The 17,330-nt window shown below is 71.2% G+C and carries 23 protein-coding genes; 15 read left to right on the top strand and 8 right to left on the bottom strand.

The window, feature by feature from the left end; translation table 11 throughout:
* Positions 1 to 2: 2 nt before the first annotated feature.
* The gene (trxA, locus tag LRG10_RS13215) at positions 3 to 863 is read left to right on the top strand and encodes a thioredoxin (protein WP_201169561.1); all 861 of its coding nucleotides are present in this window, start codon (positions 3 to 5) and stop codon (positions 861 to 863) included.
* 36 nt (positions 864 to 899) lie between these two features.
* Here trxA and LRG10_RS04040 read toward each other — a convergent pair whose 3' ends face one another.
* On the bottom strand, positions 900 to 1,673 hold the full coding sequence (locus tag LRG10_RS04040) for a lytic transglycosylase domain-containing protein (RefSeq protein WP_238634771.1): 774 nt from the start codon (positions 1,671 to 1,673) through the stop codon (positions 900 to 902).
* Between the two features lie 160 nt (positions 1,674 to 1,833).
* On the opposite strand from LRG10_RS04040, the gene LRG10_RS04035 reads away from it, so the two are divergent.
* The 12 genes from LRG10_RS04035 (at position 1,834) to LRG10_RS03980 (ending at position 9,996) form a co-directional block, all read left to right on the top strand.
* The gene (locus LRG10_RS04035; protein WP_201169567.1) at positions 1,834 to 2,520 is read left to right on the top strand and encodes a YggS family pyridoxal phosphate-dependent enzyme; all 687 of its coding nucleotides are present in this window, start codon (positions 1,834 to 1,836) and stop codon (positions 2,518 to 2,520) included.
* A gap of 13 nt (positions 2,521 to 2,533) precedes the next feature.
* Positions 2,534 to 3,364 carry a pyrroline-5-carboxylate reductase gene (gene proC, locus LRG10_RS04030; protein ID WP_201169570.1) on the top strand — a complete coding sequence of 277 codons (831 nt, stop codon included), beginning with the start codon at positions 2,534 to 2,536 and terminating at the stop codon, positions 3,362 to 3,364.
* On the top strand, positions 3,364 to 3,942 hold the full coding sequence (locus LRG10_RS04025; RefSeq protein ID WP_201169573.1) for a YggT family protein: 579 nt from the start codon (positions 3,364 to 3,366) through the stop codon (positions 3,940 to 3,942). The genes proC and LRG10_RS04025 overlap by 1 nt, the downstream gene beginning before the upstream one ends.
* An 87-nt stretch (positions 3,943 to 4,029) precedes the next feature.
* A complete protein-coding gene (locus LRG10_RS04020) occupies positions 4,030 to 4,335 on the top strand; it encodes a DUF167 domain-containing protein (RefSeq protein ID WP_238634770.1) in 306 nt (101 codons plus the stop codon).
* A 67-nt stretch (positions 4,336 to 4,402) separates the two neighbouring features.
* Positions 4,403 to 5,551: a homoserine O-acetyltransferase gene (locus LRG10_RS04015; RefSeq protein ID WP_201169577.1), complete on the top strand. Its 1,149-nt coding sequence runs from the start codon at positions 4,403 to 4,405 to the stop codon at positions 5,549 to 5,551.
* A 5-nt stretch (positions 5,552 to 5,556) separates the two neighbouring features.
* Positions 5,557 to 6,162 (top strand): methionine biosynthesis protein MetW, encoded by a 606-nt coding sequence (gene metW, locus LRG10_RS04010; protein ID WP_201169828.1) that lies wholly within the window; start codon positions 5,557 to 5,559, stop codon positions 6,160 to 6,162.
* A gap of 75 nt (positions 6,163 to 6,237) precedes the next feature.
* Positions 6,238 to 6,924: a spermidine synthase gene (locus LRG10_RS04005; RefSeq protein WP_201169579.1), complete on the top strand. Its 687-nt coding sequence runs from the start codon at positions 6,238 to 6,240 to the stop codon at positions 6,922 to 6,924.
* Positions 6,918 to 7,844: a histone deacetylase family protein gene (locus LRG10_RS04000; RefSeq protein WP_370645227.1), complete on the top strand. Its 927-nt coding sequence runs from the start codon at positions 6,918 to 6,920 to the stop codon at positions 7,842 to 7,844. The genes LRG10_RS04005 and LRG10_RS04000 overlap by 7 nt, the downstream gene beginning before the upstream one ends.
* Positions 7,845 to 7,854: 10 nt before the next feature.
* On the top strand, positions 7,855 to 8,292 hold the full coding sequence (locus LRG10_RS03995; protein ID WP_238634768.1) for a hypothetical protein: 438 nt from the start codon (positions 7,855 to 7,857) through the stop codon (positions 8,290 to 8,292).
* A 7-nt stretch (positions 8,293 to 8,299) separates the two neighbouring features.
* Entirely contained in the window at positions 8,300 to 9,382 is a 1,083-nt protein-coding gene (gene zapE / locus LRG10_RS03990) for a cell division protein ZapE (RefSeq protein ID WP_201169585.1), read from the top strand.
* 18 nt (positions 9,383 to 9,400) lie between these two features.
* A complete protein-coding gene (locus LRG10_RS03985; RefSeq protein ID WP_201169587.1) occupies positions 9,401 to 9,829 on the top strand; it encodes a PilZ domain-containing protein in 429 nt (142 codons plus the stop codon).
* Complete coding sequence (locus tag LRG10_RS03980; protein ID WP_201169588.1) at positions 9,826 to 9,996, top strand: hypothetical protein; 171 nt, start codon at positions 9,826 to 9,828, stop codon at positions 9,994 to 9,996. Before LRG10_RS03985 ends, LRG10_RS03980 begins: the two co-directional genes overlap by 4 nt.
* Positions 9,997 to 10,044: 48 nt before the next feature.
* On the opposite strand, the gene LRG10_RS03975 is transcribed toward LRG10_RS03980, so the two are convergent.
* Entirely contained in the window at positions 10,045 to 10,674 is a 630-nt protein-coding gene (locus LRG10_RS03975; RefSeq protein ID WP_201169589.1) for a YbhB/YbcL family Raf kinase inhibitor-like protein, read from the bottom strand.
* 67 nt (positions 10,675 to 10,741) lie between these two features.
* Between LRG10_RS03975 and LRG10_RS03970 the strand changes: the two genes are divergently transcribed.
* On the top strand, positions 10,742 to 11,197 hold the full coding sequence (locus LRG10_RS03970) for a gamma-glutamylcyclotransferase (protein WP_201241876.1): 456 nt from the start codon (positions 10,742 to 10,744) through the stop codon (positions 11,195 to 11,197).
* Here the strand turns inward: LRG10_RS03970 and bioD are convergent, their stop codons facing one another.
* From bioD to bioB, 5 genes are read right to left on the bottom strand one after another with little or no spacing between them, the layout of a single operon-like run.
* Positions 11,198 to 11,884 (bottom strand): dethiobiotin synthase, encoded by a 687-nt coding sequence (gene bioD, locus LRG10_RS03965; protein ID WP_201169591.1) that lies wholly within the window; start codon positions 11,882 to 11,884, stop codon positions 11,198 to 11,200. It lies immediately after the preceding gene.
* The gene (gene bioC, locus LRG10_RS03960) at positions 11,881 to 12,768 is read right to left on the bottom strand and encodes a malonyl-ACP O-methyltransferase BioC (protein ID WP_201169592.1); all 888 of its coding nucleotides are present in this window, start codon (positions 12,766 to 12,768) and stop codon (positions 11,881 to 11,883) included. The genes bioD and bioC overlap by 4 nt, the downstream gene beginning before the upstream one ends.
* Complete coding sequence (locus tag LRG10_RS03955) at positions 12,765 to 13,484, bottom strand: alpha/beta fold hydrolase (protein ID WP_238634767.1); 720 nt, start codon at positions 13,482 to 13,484, stop codon at positions 12,765 to 12,767. Before LRG10_RS03955 ends, bioC begins: the two co-directional genes overlap by 4 nt.
* Complete coding sequence (gene bioF, locus LRG10_RS03950; protein ID WP_238634766.1) at positions 13,481 to 14,689, bottom strand: 8-amino-7-oxononanoate synthase; 1,209 nt, start codon at positions 14,687 to 14,689, stop codon at positions 13,481 to 13,483. The genes LRG10_RS03955 and bioF overlap by 4 nt, the downstream gene beginning before the upstream one ends.
* Positions 14,686 to 15,666 (bottom strand): biotin synthase BioB, encoded by a 981-nt coding sequence (gene bioB / locus LRG10_RS03945; RefSeq protein ID WP_201241878.1) that lies wholly within the window; start codon positions 15,664 to 15,666, stop codon positions 14,686 to 14,688. The genes bioF and bioB overlap by 4 nt, the downstream gene beginning before the upstream one ends.
* Before the next feature lie 70 nt (positions 15,667 to 15,736).
* Here bioB and LRG10_RS03940 point away from each other — a divergent pair, with 70 nt between their 5' ends.
* Entirely contained in the window at positions 15,737 to 16,453 is a 717-nt protein-coding gene (locus LRG10_RS03940; RefSeq protein ID WP_238633334.1) for a ComF family protein, read from the top strand.
* Between the two features lie 21 nt (positions 16,454 to 16,474).
* Here LRG10_RS03940 and ubiA read toward each other — a convergent pair whose 3' ends face one another.
* The gene (ubiA, locus tag LRG10_RS03935; protein ID WP_201169601.1) at positions 16,475 to 17,329 is read right to left on the bottom strand and encodes a 4-hydroxybenzoate octaprenyltransferase; all 855 of its coding nucleotides are present in this window, start codon (positions 17,327 to 17,329) and stop codon (positions 16,475 to 16,477) included.
* Position 17,330 lies beyond the last annotated feature (1 nt).

Raw genomic sequence — 17,330 nt, 5'->3', positions numbered from 1 at the left:
CCGTGAGCGCTTCGCCCAACGTCGTCGATGTCACCATCGAGAATTTCAAGGAACAGGCCATCGATGCCTCGATGCAGCAGCCTGTGCTGATCTACTTCTGGGCGCAGTGGTGTGAGCCCTGCAAGACCCTCAGCCCGCTGCTGGAAAAGCTGGCCGATGAGTATCAGGGCGGCTTCCGCCTGGCCAAGGTGGACTGCGACCAGCAACAGCAGCTGGCCACGCAGGTGGGGGTGCAGAGCCTACCCACCGCCCTGCTGGTCAAGGAAGGACAACCGGTGGACCAGTTCATGGGCGCCGTCCCCGAGGGGGAGCTGCGCCAGTGGCTGGGCCAGTACGTGGAGGCCCCCGAGACGGACCCCTATGAACAGGCCCGGGAGCTGATGAGCGAAGGCCGCTCCACCGAGGCGGTCCCGTACCTGCGCGCTGCCCGGGAACAGCGTCCCGATGAGGCCGGGGTCACCATCGACCTGGCCCGCGCGCTGCTGCAAAGCGGTGACGCCGACGAGGCCTTCACGCTGGTTGAGGGGCTGTCTGCCAACGATCAGCAGGACCCGCGGGCGCAGGGGATCCTCGCGCGCAAGGAGTTCGCCGAACGGGTGCGCGACCTGCCCGCGCTCGAGGCGCTGGAGCAGCGTGTGGAGGCCGACGCCGGCGACGGCCAGGCCCGCCTGGAACTGGCCTTGCGCCTGGTGGTAGCCGGCGGCGAGCTGGAGGCCCTGGACCACCTGCTCCACCTCGTCCAGCGCGACCCGGAGCGTCGTGACGAGGCCCACCAGGTGGCGCTCCAGGTCCTCGGCATGCTCGGCCCCGAGCACCCGGAGGCGCGCCGCTACCGCCAGCGGCTGTTCCAGCTGCTGCACTGAGCGGGGGCGTGGAGGCGTGCGGCCGGCGGGCCGATGTCAGATGGCCTCGCCGGCCTCCTCGGCCCGCTTGCCGCTGCGCTCGAGCACGCGGTCGATGAACGCCCGGGTCTCGTACGGGGCCCGGCGGTGGAGCAACCAGCGCAGATCCTCGAGGTTCTGCAGGTTCGGGTTGGAGAGCAAGTTGCGGTAGACGTTGCCCGGCCCCCAGTTGTAGGCGGCCAGGGCCAGCCATGTGGCCATCGGCTCGCCGTAGCTGGCGTAGCGCTCGTGGAGGTGGGCCAAGTAATGGCTGCCGAGGAGGATGTTCAGCCGCGGGTCGGCCAGATCCTCGGCCTCGATCTCCAGGCCCTCGCGCTCGCCGAAGCGCTCGAGCCACTCCGGTACGCGCTCGCCAACGTCCACCGCTGCCATCGGGCGGACCTGCATCAGGCCCACCGCCCCGGCACTGCTCACCACCCCCGGGCGGTAGTCGCTCTCGGTGCGCACCACGGCACGGATCAGATCGGCGCTCAGGCCGGTGACCTCAGCCGCCTCGTCGATCAGCTCGTCAAGGTGCTCGCGCGGGATCGCCCGGTTGGAGCCCACCGGCTGGTCGCGCTCGGCCTGCCGGTCCTCGACGATGGTCTCGACCACCGCCCGGGACACCTCGGGCATCCCGGCCGAGGCGCGCAGGCGCTCGAGCTGTTCGGAGCAGTCGGCGCCAGCCGCACCCCGCTCGGCCGCCCACGGCGAGTGGTGCAGGTGATACGCCCCGAGCGAGGCGAACACCAGACCACAGCCGCCGATGAGCCAGTTGGCGTGCATGCGCATGACGCACCCCCTTGCATGAAGCCCTGCCAATTTCCTCACTTTAACACGGGTATCAGGCGGCCGACGGCCTCGCCCCTGGCGCGGTTCGACGCGGCACGCAGCGCCCCGTATCATTCCGGGGTCGGTTCTTCCCAATAGCCTAGACGGGATCCGAGAGATCATGAGCGAAATCGCCAGCCGCCTGGCCGCGGTGCAGGAGCGCGTCCGCGCCGCCGAGGCCAGCCACGGCCGCCCGGCCGGCAGCGTGCAGATCCTGGCGGTCAGCAAACGCCACCCGGGGGCCGCCATCCGGGCCGCCCACGCCGCCGGGCAGCCCGCCTTCGGCGAGAACTACTTGCAGGAGGCCGCCGAGAAGCAGGCGGAACTGGCCGATCTGGACATCCAGTGGCACTTTATCGGCGGGGTACAGTCGAACAAAACCCGCGAGGTGGCCGAGCGCTTTGACTGGATTCACACCGTCGACCGGGCCAAGATCGCCCGCCGGCTCAGTGAGCAGCGCCCGAGCGATCGAGAAGCGCTTAACGTCTGCCTGCAGGTGAACATCAGCGAGGAGCCGCAGAAGGCCGGCTGCCCGCCGGACGACGTCTTCGAGCTCGCCGCCGCCGTGGACGGCCTGCCGAGGCTGCGCCTGCGCGGGCTGATGGCCCTGCCGGCACCGGCCGAGGCGTTCGCCGAGCAGCGCCAGCCGCTGGCCCGGCTGCGCAAGCTGCGCGAGGAGCTCCACGAGCGCGGCCACCGCGAGCTGGACACGCTGTCGATGGGGATGTCGGCGGACCTCGAGGCGGCCATCGCCGAGGGCGCCACCATCATACGGATCGGTACCGCGATCTTCGGGCCGCGGATGTAGAGGAGGAATCACTATGGCCCAGCACGCGCGCATCGCCTTCATCGGAGGCGGCAACATGGCCCGCTCGCTCATCGGCGGGCTGATCGCCGACGGCTACCCGGCCACGCACATCGTCGCCAGCGAGCCCGAGACCGAGCGCCGCGAACGCCTGGCCGGCGAACTGGGCATCGAGACCTGCGCCGACAACGCGGCGGCGGCGGAGGCCGCAGATGCCGTCATCCTGGCCGTCAAACCGCAGGTCATGCGCGGCGTGGCCGAGGCGCTCGGGCCGATCATCGCCCGGCGCGGCGCGGTGGCGATCTCCATCGCCGCCGGCATCCGCCTGGGCGATCTGCAGCGCTGGCTCGGCGCCGGAACGGCCATCGTGCGCACCATGCCCAACACCCCCTCGCTGGTACAGAGCGGTGCTACGGCGCTCTATGCCAACGAGCAGGCCAGTGAAGCGCAGCGCGAGCTGGCCGAGACCCTGCTGCGCGCCGTGGGGCAGACCCGGTGGCTGGAGAACGAGCAGCAGATGGACGCAGTGACCGCCATCTCCGGCAGCGGTCCGGCGTACTTCTTCCTGGTCATGGAGGCGTTGGAGGAGGCTGGCGTGGAGCTCGGCCTGGACCGCGAAACGGCCCGTCTGCTGACCCTGGAGACGGCCACCGGGGCGGCCCGCATGGCCCTGGAATCCGACGATCCGCCGGCGCAGCTGCGCCAGCGGGTGACCTCACCGGGGGGCACCACCGAGCGCGCCCTCGAAGTCCTGGAAGCGTCCGATCTGCGCGGTGCCTTGCAGCGGGCGGCCGAAGCCGCCGCGACCCGCGCCGATGAGCTTGGCAACCTGCTAGGGGAGCAGTAATGGAATCCAACCACTTCGCCGACGCCCTGATCTTCCTGATCGCCACCGCCTTCTCGCTCTACATCCTGGCGGTCCTGCTGCGCTTCTTGCTGCAGACGGTGCGTGCCGACTTCTTCAACCCGATCTCGCAGTTCCTGGTGCGCGCCACCTCACCGGTGCTCAACCCCCTGCGCCGGGTCATCCCCGGGGTCGGCGGCATCGATCTGGCGGCGATCGTACTGATGTTCGTCCTGCAACTGGCGGCGCTCTACATCATCTTCCTGCTCGCCTACGGGCAGCAGCCGCCGCTCGGGCCGCTGGCGATCGAGGCGGTGGGACGCCTGCTGGGCCTGGTGCTGAACCTCTATACGGTGCTGATCCTGATCGGCGTAATCATCAGCTGGGTCAACCCCACCGCCAGCCACCCGGGGCTGCACCTGCTCCAGCAGCTGGTCAACCCGATCCTGCGCCCGATCCGCTCCTTCATGCCGGATATGGGCGGACTGGACCTCTCGCCGCTGGTCGCCTTGGTGCTGATCCACGTGGTGCGGATGCTCACCGTCTACCCGCTGCGTGGCCAGGTACCACTGCCCATGTAGCCGCCGCAGCCCCGCGGCGTCGCCGGGGTGTCCGGCGGCGCCGTGATCCGTCCCGCACCCCCATCGACCGCTACGGTTGCCGACGCCATGGCCTGGATCACGCCGGACCCGGAACACGACGCCTGGCTGGTGCACGTGCGCGTCACTCCGCGCGCCAAGCGGGAGGCGCTGGACGTGCAGGGCGAGCGACTGCGCGTGCGCCTGAACACCCCACCGGTTGAGGGCAAGGCCAACGCCGCCCTGTGCAAGCTGCTGGCCCGGCGGTTCGGCGTGGCCAAGTCGGCCGTGACGCTGCTGCGCGGTGAGCGCAGCCGGGACAAGACCCTGCGCATCACGGCTCCCAAGCAGTGGCCGGAGGGGCTGCCGCGCCCGGAAGCCCCCCCGCCAACCTGAGGCGGCTTGTCCCGGCCATAGCCGGCTCGCTAGACTGCACGGCTATTGCTCAGCGAGCGGAAGTGTCATGGTGAGAAGCCCGCCGACCGACTCCGTCGGACTGGTGACCCAGCACAAGGCAACCTTCGAGGAGCCCCTGCCGCTCGTCTGCGGTCGGGAGCTGCCCCGGTACGAGCTGGTCTACGAGACCTACGGCGAGCTCAACCGCGAGGGCACCAACGCCATCCTGGTCTGCCACGCGCTCTCCGGCAATCACCATGCCGCCGGCTACCACTCCGAGCACGACCGCAAGCCGGGCTGGTGGGAGACGTGCATCGGTCCGGGCAAACCGCTGGACACCAACCGCTTCTTCGTTGTCTGCAGCAACAACCTGGGTGGCTGCCACGGCTCCACCGGGCCGGCCAGCATCAACCCGGAGACGGGTAAGCCCTACGGCGACCAGTTCCCCATCGTCACGGTGCGCGACTGGGTACGAAGCCAGGCACGCCTGGCCGATGAGCTGGGCATCCGCCAGTGGGCGGCGGTGGCCGGCGGCAGCTTGGGCGGCATGCAGGCGATGCAGTGGGCCATCGACTACCCCGACCGCCTGCGCCACGCCATTGTCATCGCCGCCGCGCCGCGGCTGTCGGCACAGAACATTGGCTTCAACGAGGTCGCCCGCCAGGCGATCATGAGCGACCCCGAGTTCCACGGCGGGCGTTACTACGATTACGGCGTCTCGCCCCGTCGTGGGCTGGCGGTGGCGCGCATGCTCGGACACATCACCTACCTCTCGGACGACGCCATGCGCGCGAAGTTCGGGCGCGATCTGCGCGGCGACATGAGCTTCGACTTCGAGCAGGTGGACTTCGAGGTCGAGAGCTACCTGCGCTACCAGGGACAGCGCTTCGTGCAGGACTTCGACGCCAACACCTACCTGCTGATGACCAAGGCGCTCGACTACTTCGATCCGGCCGCCGACCACGACGACGACTTCTCCGCGGCGCTCGCGCACATCCAGTGCTCGACCCTGCTGCTCTCCTTCTCCAGCGACTGGCGCTTCGCCCCGGCACGCTCGCGCGAGATCCTCCGCGCGCTGCTGGAACACAACAAGCCGGTCAGCTACATGGAGATCGAGGCCACCCAGGGCCACGACGCCTTCCTGATGCCCATCCAGCGCTACCTGGAGGCCTTCTCCGCCTACATGGGCAACGTCGCCCGGGAGGTGGGGGCGTGAATCCGCTGCGCCGCGAACTGGAGATCGTCGCCGACTGGATCGAGCCGGGCTCCCGGGTTCTGGACCTGGGCTGCGGCGACGGCACACTGCTCCACTATCTGGTCCAGCGTAAGGGCGTAACCGCCTACGGCCTGGAGATCGACCCGCGCAAGGTCACCCGATGCATGGACCGCGGCGTCAATGTGGTCCGTGCCGACCTGGACGAGGGGCTGGACGACTTCCATCGCGACAGCTTCGACCACGTCATCATGAGCCAGACCGTCCAGGCGGTGCGCTACCCGGACAAACTCCTTGAGGACATGCTGCGTGTGGGCCGCCACGGCATTGTCACCTTCCCCAACATCGGCTACTGGCGGCTGCGCATGCAGTTGCTGCTCAAGGGGCGCATGCCACGCAGCCCGGCCCTACCCAACGCTTGGTACAACTCGCCGAACATCCACCTGTGCACGGTGCGCGACTTCGAGCGCCTGTGCGCCACCATGGGCGTGCAGATCCGCGAGCGGCGCCTGCTCGACCGCGCCCACCGCTCGACACCGTTCATCGACCTGGCCCCGAACCTGCTCGGCGAGGTGGCCATCTACCGTTTCGTACGCGGCAGCGACTCCCTGTAGAATCCGGTCAAGGACGGGCGGTCGCCGCTCCGGGGTGCCGCCCGCGATCTCACCTGGCAGGAAACCGGGAAGTCTATGCAGCCCGAGTACGTGCGGTACAACCAGACCATCGTCGAGCGGCGGCGCTCCGCCTACCAGGACATCGTCATCGCCCACGATCCGGCGGTGGGGCACCTGCTCTACCTCGATGACGACCTGCAGATCGCCAACGCCGACGAGCCCTACAACCAGGCAATCACCCGGCCGCTGCGCGAGGCCAACGCACTGGGCGATGTGCTCATCCTCGGCGGCGGCGACGGCGGCGTCCTGCGCGCGCTGCTCGATGCCGGCGCGCGCCGGGCGGTGCTGGTGGATATCGACGGCGACGTCATCGAGCTCTCACGCCAGTACCTGCCGGATCTCTGCGGCGACGCCTTCGACCGGCCCGGCGCCGAGGTGGTGGTCGGCGACGCCTTCGCCTACCTCGACGCCGAGGAGCGCTGGGACGGCATCATCTATGACCTGACCATGGATCCGGTCCGAGAAGACCAGCCGCGAACCGAGTATATCCGCGAGATCCTCGCCAAGGTCTCGGACCGACTGAACCCCGGCGGGGTCATGGCCATGCAGTGCTGCGGCGCCGACGAACCCGGCCTGCGCGAGGAGATCCGCGCCGGACTGGCCCACACCTTCGCCGACTGGGGCGACTGGGAGGCCGAGGTACCGTCCTTTGACGTACCCTGGGTCTTTGCCTGGGCGCGCGCCCCGCGGGAGGCATCGTGACAACCTGGCTGATCACCCACCCCCAGTGCCTGGAGCATGACGCCGGCACCGGCCACCCGGAGAGCGCCGCGCGGCTGCAGGCCATCCTTCAGGCGCTCCAGCACGCCACCTTCGAGTACGTCCTGCGCGAGGAGGCGCCGCTGGCCACCACCGCGCAGCTCGAGCTGGCCCACGACCCGACCTACGTGCGCTCGCTGCTCGAAAGCGTCCCCGCGGAGGGGGCCCGGCACATCGATCCGGACACCCGCCTCTGCCCGGCCACCGGCGAGGCCGCGCGGCGGGCCGCCGGAGCCGTCTGCCACGGGGTCGACGGCGTGCTCTCCGGGAAGGCGCAGCGCGTCTTCTGTGCGGTCCGCCCGCCGGGCCACCACGCCGAGTCCGATCGGGCCATGGGATTCTGCTTCTTCAACAACATCGCCGTCGGCGCCGGCCACGCAGTGGCCAACTACGGCCTGCAGCGGGTGGCGATGGTCGATTTCGATGTTCACCACGGCAACGGCACCGAGGAGATCAGCCGCGGCCGGCCGGGGTTCCACTACTTCTCGACCCACCAGCACCCCCTGTTCCCGGGCACCGGCACACCGGGCAGCGACAACCCGGCGAACATCGTCAACGTCACCCTGGCTGACGGCGATGGCTCTGAGGCGTTTCGCGAGGCCTTTACGCAGACCATCCTCCCCGCCCTCGACGCGCTGCAGCCGGAACTGATCCTGATTTCGGCAGGCTTCGACGCCCACCGCTCGGACCCGCTGGCCACCCTGCAGCTGGACGAGACCGACTTCGCCTGGGCCACCCGGGAGTTGGTGGACGTGGCCAAGCGCCACTGCCAGGGGCGCGTGGTTTCGGTGCTCGAGGGTGGCTACAACACCTCCGTGGTCGGCCGCTGCGCCGCGGCCCACCTCGAGGCACTGATGATGTAGGCTAAAGGCCATGCACGTGGAGGCGAACCGGAGCCCTTACCTCAACCCCGCCGAGCGCGTGCGCGGGGCCCAACGCACCCAGCAGCCCGAGGCTGCCGGGCGGACCGACTTTGCCCGCCACGCGGAGGCCGCTCGCCCCGCCTCACCCGTCCGCCCCACACCGCTGGCCGCCGAGGGGTTGGCCAGTGGCGGCGTGGGCCAGCCGCCAACCCCCCGACTCGGCGACGCCGGGGGGTTCCGGCCGCCGGAGCTCATCGCCGCCCGCTACGAGGGCCAGGATCGCAGCCTGACGCCGGAGGGCGGGCTGCGCAGCGGCGGAGCCGGCAGCCACGGCCTCCGGCCGGATACCGAGGATCTGCCCCGGGGGCTGCGGCAACTGGTCGAGGTTCAGGCCATGTCGCAGCCCGATGTCCTCGGCCGCGGCGGCCGCCTGGATCTGACCATCTAAGCCCCCCATGCCGGTTCAGACTCGCTACCAGGACGATCTGGCCCGGGGCGTTATCCACCCCGATCCAGCCCAGCAGCGCGCCGTGCAGGCCCTGCAGACACTCCACGACGACCTGCTCGCGCAGCCGGCCGGCGCCGGGTGGCTGGGCTGGCTGCGCCGGCGCCCGGGCACCGCCGCCCCCGGACTCTACCTCCACGGCCCGGTCGGGCGCGGCAAGACCTATCTGGTGGACGCCTTCTTCGATGCCCTGCCCTTCGCGGCCAAGCAGCGCCTGCACTTCCACCACTTTATGCGGCGTACCCACGACGCGCTGCACCGGCTGCGCGATCACCGCGATCCGCTCGGCCACCTGGCCCGCGACTTCGCCGCCGAGCATCGGGTGCTCTGCTTCGACGAGTTCCACGTCAGCGACATCGCCGACGCCATGATCCTTGGCCGCTTGCTCGAGCAGCTCATCGGCGAGGGGGTTACTCTGGTGGCAACCTCCAACGTGCACCCGGACGATCTCTACCGCGACGGCCTGCAGCGGGCCCGCTTCTTGCCGGCCATCGATGCGCTCAAGCGCCACTGCCGCGTGGTGAACCTGGACGGTGAGCGGGATTACCGGCTCGAGCGCCTGGAGCAGGCGCCGGTCTACCTGATCGGCGCGGCCGGCGAACACGACGCGCGACTGCAGGAGCGGTTCGTGCAGCTCGCCCCGGAGCCCGGGCAGAGCGACGGCACCCTGGACATCGAGGACCGACCGATCCGCGCGCGCCGCTGGGCCGATGGCGTCGCTTGGTTCGATTTCACCGAGCTGTGCAGCGGGCCGCGCAGCGCCTCCGATTACATCGAGCTGGCACGACTGTTCCACACTGTGCTGGTCGCCGACGTGCCCCGCTTCGAGGCCAACCGCGAGGACGAGGCACGCCGGTGGATGGCGCTCGTCGACGAACTCTACGAGCGGCGGGTCAACCTGATCTGCTCGGCGACCGCAGCGCCGGAGGCCCTCTACGCCGGCCGGCGGCTGGCCTTTGAGTTCCAGCGCACCGCCAGCCGGCTCCACGAGATGCAGAGCCACGAGTACCTGGCCGAGCCCCATCGCCCCTGAAGCCAAGGAGAGATCGCCATGAACCAGCGCGGCGGCAAGACCGGCTACCGGCCGCAAATCCAGCGTCTGCGGCGAGGCGAAAAGCGCTCGCACCTGCTCTACTATCTACCGGTACACGACGGCAACGACGGGACGCGGCTCGGTGTCCTCGGCGATCTCTCGCCGGACGGGCTGCTGCTCATCGGGGACCGCGCTTTCACCCCCGGGCAGCGCCTGCAGCTGCAGATCCGTGGTGAGCCGGGCAGCGAGATCGCTGGCGATGTACGCATCGACGTCACCGCCGAGGCGCGCTGGTCGGCACCGGACGTGAACCCGGCCTATACGGCCACCGGGTTCCGCCTCGCCAACCCAGACGAGCGGACCCGACACGCCATTGAGACCCTGCTCCACGACCTCGGCCTGCTGGCCGGGGCGGACGACGAGGACGAGACAGGAGGACAGCCATGAGCGCCGACGCCGACAAGCACCCCCAGGACGACGACCCGCGTTCGCTATCCGATCACCGCATCCGCGAGAAGCACTCCCGCGAGGAGGTCCGGCGCTGGCGCGAGCAGGCGGCCGAGCACCATCGGCGCTGGTTCGACGTCATGAACAACCCCTACGGGCAGGACTGACGCTCCCCCCGGGGGCACGACGGCCACCGGGGGAGAGACGCCCCGCGCTTACGCCGGGACGCGGGGGTTGAGGCTGTAGGTGGTGGTCATGCTGGCCTGATCGAGGATGTGCGGGCGAATGGCCTCGAGCAGGTCGGGCCCGCGGAAACCCGCCGCCACCGGCGCACGCTCCACGTCGAGGGCGTAGAGGGTGAAGATATAGCGGTGCGGGATGGAGTCGTTCCACGGCGGGCACGGCCCGTCGTAGCCGTAGTAGGTACCGCGCATCTCGTCACTGCCGGCGAGGAAGTCGGTGTAGTCGTTGACCCCCTGCCGGGTGCCGTGGGGCCCCTCGGGTGCATCCTTGCCCCCGGGCACCACGCCCTCGGCGAAGGCGCCCTCGGCCACCTCGCCCAGCCCCGGATCAAGGTCGACCAGCAACCAGTGGTAGAAGTCCACCCGCGGCAGGTCCGAGGGGATCTCCCGGTCCTCGCGATTCACGTCGCCGGCGTGGCTCGGGGCGTCCGGGTCGTGGCAGACCAGGACCAGCGAGCGCGTGCCCGCCGGCAGATCCGACCAGGCGAAGTGGGGGCTGAGATTCCGGCCCAGGGCCATGTGGTTTTCGGCATCCGGGATCCCGAAGGCGTACGGCTCCGGGACCGGTCGACCGTCGGTCAGGCTCTGACTCGTCAGGCGCATAGCTTGCCCCTCCTGCTGTTTGGGTTACCCTCGTGGGGATTGTAAAGCCGGCAGGCGCAGCGTGACGATGCAACAGCGACTGTTCGCGTACGGGACCATCCTCGCGGGGGCCGACGATCCGCAAGTGCAGGCAGCCATCCAGCGCTACACCGAACGCATCGACGAAGGCTGGATCCGTGGGCGCCTTTACGACCTGGGCCCCTTCCCGGGCGCGGTCCCCCGCCTGCCACAGGATTCCCGCGAGACCTGGGTGCGCGGGGTACTCCTCACGGTGCTCGATCCTCGCCGGGTCTTCCGCGTCCTCGACCCCTACGAGGACTGCGATCCGCAGCGACCGCGGGCCGGGCTGTACCGCCGGGAACAGGTCGCCGCGCACCCCGCCTCGGCCCCGGAGGCGCCGCTGACCTGCCAGATCTACTGGATCAACCGGGTCCCGCCTTACGCCCGCTTGATCGACAGCGGCGACTGGCACCACCACGTACAGAGCCGGCCGCCCTACGCCCCGCGTGGCGGCGCCTCGTAGCTAACGCGGCAGCACCAGGTGGTCGGCCACCCGCTGCGGGTCGGGCGTGGCCAGCGGGGGGATGCGCCCGAGCCGCGGCGCCGGCAGGCGGGCATCGAGGCTGGCGATCTGCGCCTCGCGGCGCGGGTCGTCGGCCTCCAGCTCGCTGGCCACCCAGCCGGCCAGAGTGAGGCCGTCGGCACGGATCGCCTCGGCGCTGAGCAGGGCGTGGTTCAGACAGCCCAGGCGGACGCCGACGACCAGCACCACGGGCAGGCCGATCTGCCGGGCCAGACCGGCCACGTCCTGCGTCGGCCCCAGGGGCACCCGCCAGCCGCCGGCCCCCTCGACGACGGTGAACCGCTCCTGCGCCAGCGCCCGGGCCGCCGCGACCAACCCCGCAACATCGATGGATCGCCCCTCCTCCGCGGCCACCAGGTGCGGGGCGGCCGCCGCCTCCAGGGCGCACGGATTGACGGTGGCGTAGGGCGGAGCCGGATCGAACAGGGCCTGCAGCTGCTCGGCGTCGTCGTTGCGCAGTCCGGCGGCGGTGCGTCGGCAACCGGCGGCCACTGGCTTCATGGCCGCCACCGGGACCCCGCTGCGCTGCAGGAGACGGATCAGCCCCCCGGCGTAGACCGTCTTGCCGACTCCGGTGTCGGTGCCGGTGATGAACACCCCGGAGAGACCGTCCCGGTGCGCGCTCACCGCCGCCTCCGCCGGATACCGTGGACATCGAGCCGGACCTCGCCGGTCTCGTCGGCGCGCTGCGGGGTTCCGGCCATACCCCAGGCGTGGCCGTAGACCACCTCGTAGGTGGCCGGCACGCGGCCGTCGGGCTGACGCCAGGCGAGGCTATAGGCGGCCTCCACCCGGGCCAGGCGGTGGGGTGAGAGCAGACCGCGGGGGCGACCGGGGGCGGCGTTGGAGGCACCCAGGGCCTTGAGGTCGCGCATAACGGCACGCGGGTGGGCATAGGTGAGATTAAAGGGCTCGCCATCGAGCACCGGGTCGACGAACCCCGCCTCGAGCATCCGGTCGCCGACGTCGTGCTTGTCGGGAAAGCGGTGCACGCGGGCGTGATCGTCCACCTCGGCCCAAGCCCCGCGCAGCTCGTGCAGTGTATCCGGGCCGAAGGTGGCGAACATCACCGCCCCCTCCGGGGCGGTCACCCGCTGCAGCTCGCGCAGGGCCGCCGGCAGGTCCTCCGCCCACTGCAGGGCCAGGCTGGAGAAGACCAGTTCAAAGGTGTCGTCCGGGTACGGCAGGGCGTGAAGATCGGCGCAGACGCAGCGCGGACGTCGCAGCCACGGCGCCCGCCGCCGGGCCCGCTGCAGCATGGCCGGAGCGATGTCCAGGGCGTGGACCTCGGCTTTGCGGTAGCGCCGGATCAGCGCACGTGTCGCGTAGCCGGTCCCGGCACCGAGGTCGAGGACACGGCGCGGGGCCACCCGGACCGGATCGAGCCGCTCAAGCAGGCGGTCGGCGACCTCGCGCTGGAGTACGGCGACCTCGTCGTAGCGCTCCGCCGAGTCGTCGAAACTGCGTCGCACGCGACGGCGATCGATCCGCTGGGCATCGCCTGGGTTCACGATCGGACCTCCTCGAGGAAGCAGTGGATGGCCTGTGCCACTTCGGTGGCGTGGGTGCAGTGGGGCAGATGGCCAGCGTCATCGAGGATCTCCACCCGGCCGCCACAGGCCGCGGCGCCCCGCTGCAGCGCCGCCGTGGGCACCAGAGGATCACGCCCCCCCCCGAGCCATAGCGTCGGCGGCGGCTGCACCGCCCCGGCAAGCGCCCCGCGCAGGTCAGCCTCGGCGAGGGCCGCCAGCCCGGCCGCCAGCCCGTCGTTGGAGGCCTGACTGGGGTCGGCGACGGCAGCGGCATCGTCCGCCGAGACCCGCCCGAGCTGCCGGCGAAAACGCCGATCGGTCGCCGCCGGGCTCCGCCCGAGGCCAGCCTGCATGGCAGTCAGCTCTGCCGCCGGAGTCGCACACGGCCAGTCGGCCTCCATGGTAAACCGAGGCGTGGCAGCAATCAGGACCACACCGCGCAAGGGCTTGCCTCGGCGCAGGGCCTCCAGGGCAACGGTGCCGCCTAGCGACCAGCCCACCCAAACCGCATCGTCCGGCGCGGCATCGATGACCGGCGCAGCCACCCCGGCGAGTTCCACCGTGCCGGGGTCGGCGCAGCCGCCATGGCCCGGCAGCTCAAGCACGTCAGCCGGCACCTCCAGAGCGGCCCGCAAGGGGGCGAAGACGCGCGCATCGAAGGACCAGCCCGGGACCAGGAGCAGCGGCGCTGTCACGACACCGCCTCCGGGGTGGCGGGGTGGCGACGAGCGGCCGCATCCAGGGCCTCAAGCAGCCGGTCGATGTCCGCCTCGCCGTGGCAGGCGGTCAGGCTGACGCGCAGTCGGGCGGTTCCCGCCGGCACGGTCGGCGGCCGGATCGCCGCGACGCGCAGGCCGCGGCGATCGAGCTCGGCACTCCAGGCGCTGGCAGTGGCGCTTTGGCCGACGAGCACCGGGAGGATCGGCGTCTGCGGCCCCGGCGGTTGCGCCACCGGCAGGCCCAGCTCCCGGGCGCCGGCGCGGAAGCGGCTGATCAGCGCCTGCAGCCGCTCACGCCGCCACTGCTCGGCACGGGCGATGCGCACCGCCTCCAGGGCAGCCGCCGCCTGCGCCGCCGGCGGTGCCGTGGTGTAGATGTACGGACGGGCCCACTGGCGCAGGGCGTCAATCAGGGTCCGGCTGCCGGCGACAAAGGCACCGAAGGTACCGAACGCCTTGCCCAGGGTACCCACCAGCACCGGGACCCGCTCCGGCGCGCAGCCGGTGGCCGGCACGCTGCCCTGCCCCCCGGGCCCGATCACCCCGAGGCCGTGGGCGTCGTCGACCACCAGCACCGCACCGGCGGCCTCGGCGACGGCGGCCAGCTCAGGCAGCGGGGCAACGTCGCCGTCCATGCTGAAGACACCGTCGGTGACCACCAGCGCAGCGCGCTCGCCCACCTGCTCCGCCAGATGCGCGGGGTCGGCGTGGCGGTAGCGCCGCGGGCGCGCCCCAGCAAGGCGTACGGCATCGATCAGCGAGGCGTGATTCAAACGGTCCTCGGCCACCGCCTGCCCCCGCCGGACCAGAGCGGTGATCACGCCCAGATTGGCCATGTAGCCGGTGGAGAAGAGAAGCGCGGCCTCCCGGCCGGTGAACGCCGCCAGCTCCGCCTCGAGCGCCTCGTGCTCGGGGCGGTGGCCGGTGACCAGGTGCGCAGCCCCGGCGCCGCTGCCCGAGCGCTGCGCGTGCTCGGCGAGAACCCGGGCCGGGCGCGGGTCGGCAGCCAGGCCGAGGTAATCATTGCCGCAGAAGACGGTGCACCGCCGGCCATCGCGCCGGACGGCGGTGGCCCCGTCGTAGCCGTCGAGGACCTCGGCGTGGCGGTACAGCCCCGCCTCGCGGCGCTCGGCGAGCCGCGGCGCCAGCCGCGCATCGAGCCGGGCCGCCGGATCGCTCACGGCTCCAGCTCGGCGCAACGGTGGGGGTGCGGCTCGAGCGTCATCCCCAGGCGATGGAGCAGCTGCCGGTCTGCGTCCGTCTCCGGGTTGCCGGTGGTCAGCAGCCGCTCGCCAAGGAAGAGGCTATTGGCCCCGGCGCTCAGGCACAACGCCTGGAGCTCGTCGCTCATCTGCTCGCGCCCGGCGGCCAGACGGACGTAGGAGCCGGGCATGACGATGCGCGCCGCTGCGATGGTGCGCACGACCTCGAACGGGTCCACCGCCTCGGTCTCCTCCAGCGGGGTACCGGGAATGGGGATCAGTCGGTTGACCGGCACGCTCTGCGGCTGCACCGGTAGGTTGGCCAGGGTGGCCAGCATCTCGACGCGGTCGGCGCGCGACTCGCCCAGGCCCACGATGCCACCGCAGCAGACGCGCATCCCGGCGGCGCGGATGCGCTCGAGCGTCTCCAGTCGCTGCTCGTAACTACGGGTGGTAACCACCTGATCGTAGTACGAAGCGGAGGTGTCGAGGTTGTGGTTGAAGTAGTCGAGCCCGGCCTCGGCCAGCCGCTCAGCCTGCCCCTCGGCGAGCAGGCCGGCGGAGAGGCAGCTCTCCAGCCCCTCTTCCTTCACCGCCCGGATCATGGCTTCCAGGGTCCCCAGGTCGCGGTCCCTGGGACCACGCCAGGCTGCGCCCATGCACAGCCGGGTGGCACCGCTGGCGCGGGCCCGGCGGGCTGCCTCGCGGACGGCCTCGACGTCGATCAGCCCCTCGCGCTCCAGGCCGGTGTCGTAGCGGGCGCTCTGCGAGCAGTAGGTGCAATCCTCGGCGCAGGCCCCGGTCTTGATCGAGACCAGGGTGCAGGCTTGGACCTGGCCCGGGTTAAAGTGGCGGCGGTGCACCTCCTGGGCACGGAAGAGCAACTCCGGGAGGGGCAGCTCGAACAGGGTATGGATCTGCGACGGATCCCAGCTCAGGGCGTCGGTCTCGGTCATGATCGGCTCACTGCTGATTGGCCGCGGGCCGTGCCGCGCAGGAAGCGCTCATGGTAGCAAGGAGGCCGCCATGGTCAACTACAGGCTTGCACGATCAGTCAACAAGTGGCTGGATATTATCCCGCCAGCCCTCTACCCACCGCGCTGCCGGTTGTGCGATGACCCGGGCGTCGACGGCCTCGACCTGTGCCGCGGCTGCCGGGCCGACCTGCCGTGGAACACCCCCTGCTGCCCGCACTGCGCCCTGCCGGGGGACGGCGCCCTGCCGTGCCCTTGCCGGCAGAGCCCGCTGCCCTTCCGGGCAGCGGTGGTGCCGCTGCGCTACGAGGGACCGGCCGAGCGCCTGATCACCGCCTTCAAGTTCCACGGCCGGCTGGCCGACGGGCAGCTGCTCGGCGCGCTGCTCGCCGACGCCGTCCGCCGGGACGCGGCGCCACTGCCCGCGGCCGTCGTCCCGGTCCCGCTCCACGCCCGGCGGCTGCGCCAGCGTGGCTTCGATCAGACGGCGGAACTGGCCCGGGCGGTGCGCCGCCGGCTCCCTCCCCTGCCGCTGTGCCGGGCACTGCGCCGGCGCGACGGCGATGCCCGCCAGGCCACCCGCAGCGCCCGGGCACGGCGCAGCGCCATCCGCGGCGCGTTCAGTGCCCGCCCCGGGCGGGTGCCGGGACACGTGGCCCTGCTCGACGATGTGGTCACCACCGGGGCGACGGCCGCCGAGGCGGCGCGCACCCTGCGCGCCGCTGGAGTGCAGCGGGTCGATCTGTGGGCGCTGGCGCGGACGCCGTAGGCATCGCGCCCGGTGCAGGGGCTAGAGGTGCAGGTCGGCCACCAGGCCGGCAAAGACTACGCCGCCGAGCCAGGCGTTGTTGAGGAAGGCGCGAAAGCAGTCCTGGCGCTCACGCCGGCGGATCAGGTACTGCTGATAGGCGAACAGCCCGGCCGCCCCGGCCAGCCCCAGGTAATAGGCCACACCGGCCTCCAGGTGCAGGCCGACCTGCAGCAGCGCCAGCAGCATCAGCGCCTGCAGGATGGCAATCATCAGTCGGTCCAGGTCGCCGAAGAGGATGGCCGTGGACTTGACGCCGATCTTCACATCGTCATCCCGGTCGACCATGGCGTACATGGTGTCGTAGACGGTGGCCCAGAGCACGGTGGCGATCAGCAGCAGCCAGGCCACCACGGGCACCGCCCCGGTCTGCGCGGCGAAGACCATGGGCACGGCCCACCCGAAGGCCAGCCCCAGATGGATCTGGGGCAGGTGGGTGTAGCGCTTGGTGAAGGGGTAGGTCGCCGCCAGCACCACCGCTACCAGCGACATCAGGATGGTCAGCGGATTGGTCAGCAGCACCAGCCCGAAGGCGAGCAGGCAGAGCACGACAAACAGGGCCAGCGCCTCGCGCTCGGAGACGCGCCCGGTGGCGAAGGGCCGCTGCCGGGTCCGCTTGACGTGCCCGTCGATGTGGCGATCGGCGAAGTCGTTGATGACGCACCCGGCGGCCCGCATGATCACTACACCGAGGGTGAAGATGACCAGCAGATCGAGATCCGGCACCCCGGCAGCCGCGATCCAAAGCGCCCAGAGCACCGGCCAGAGCAGCAGGAAGTTGCCGATGGGCCGATCGAGCCGCGTCAGCTGCGCATAGGTCCGCAGGCGCGCGTTCACG

The sequence above is a fragment of the Halorhodospira sp. 9628 genome (assembly GCF_022228075.1).
GTDB lineage: Bacteria > Pseudomonadota > Gammaproteobacteria > Nitrococcales > Halorhodospiraceae > Halorhodospira > Halorhodospira halophila_A.
Note: the sequence above shows the minus strand (reverse complement) of the source record. Positions and strands in the feature narration are given on the sequence as shown.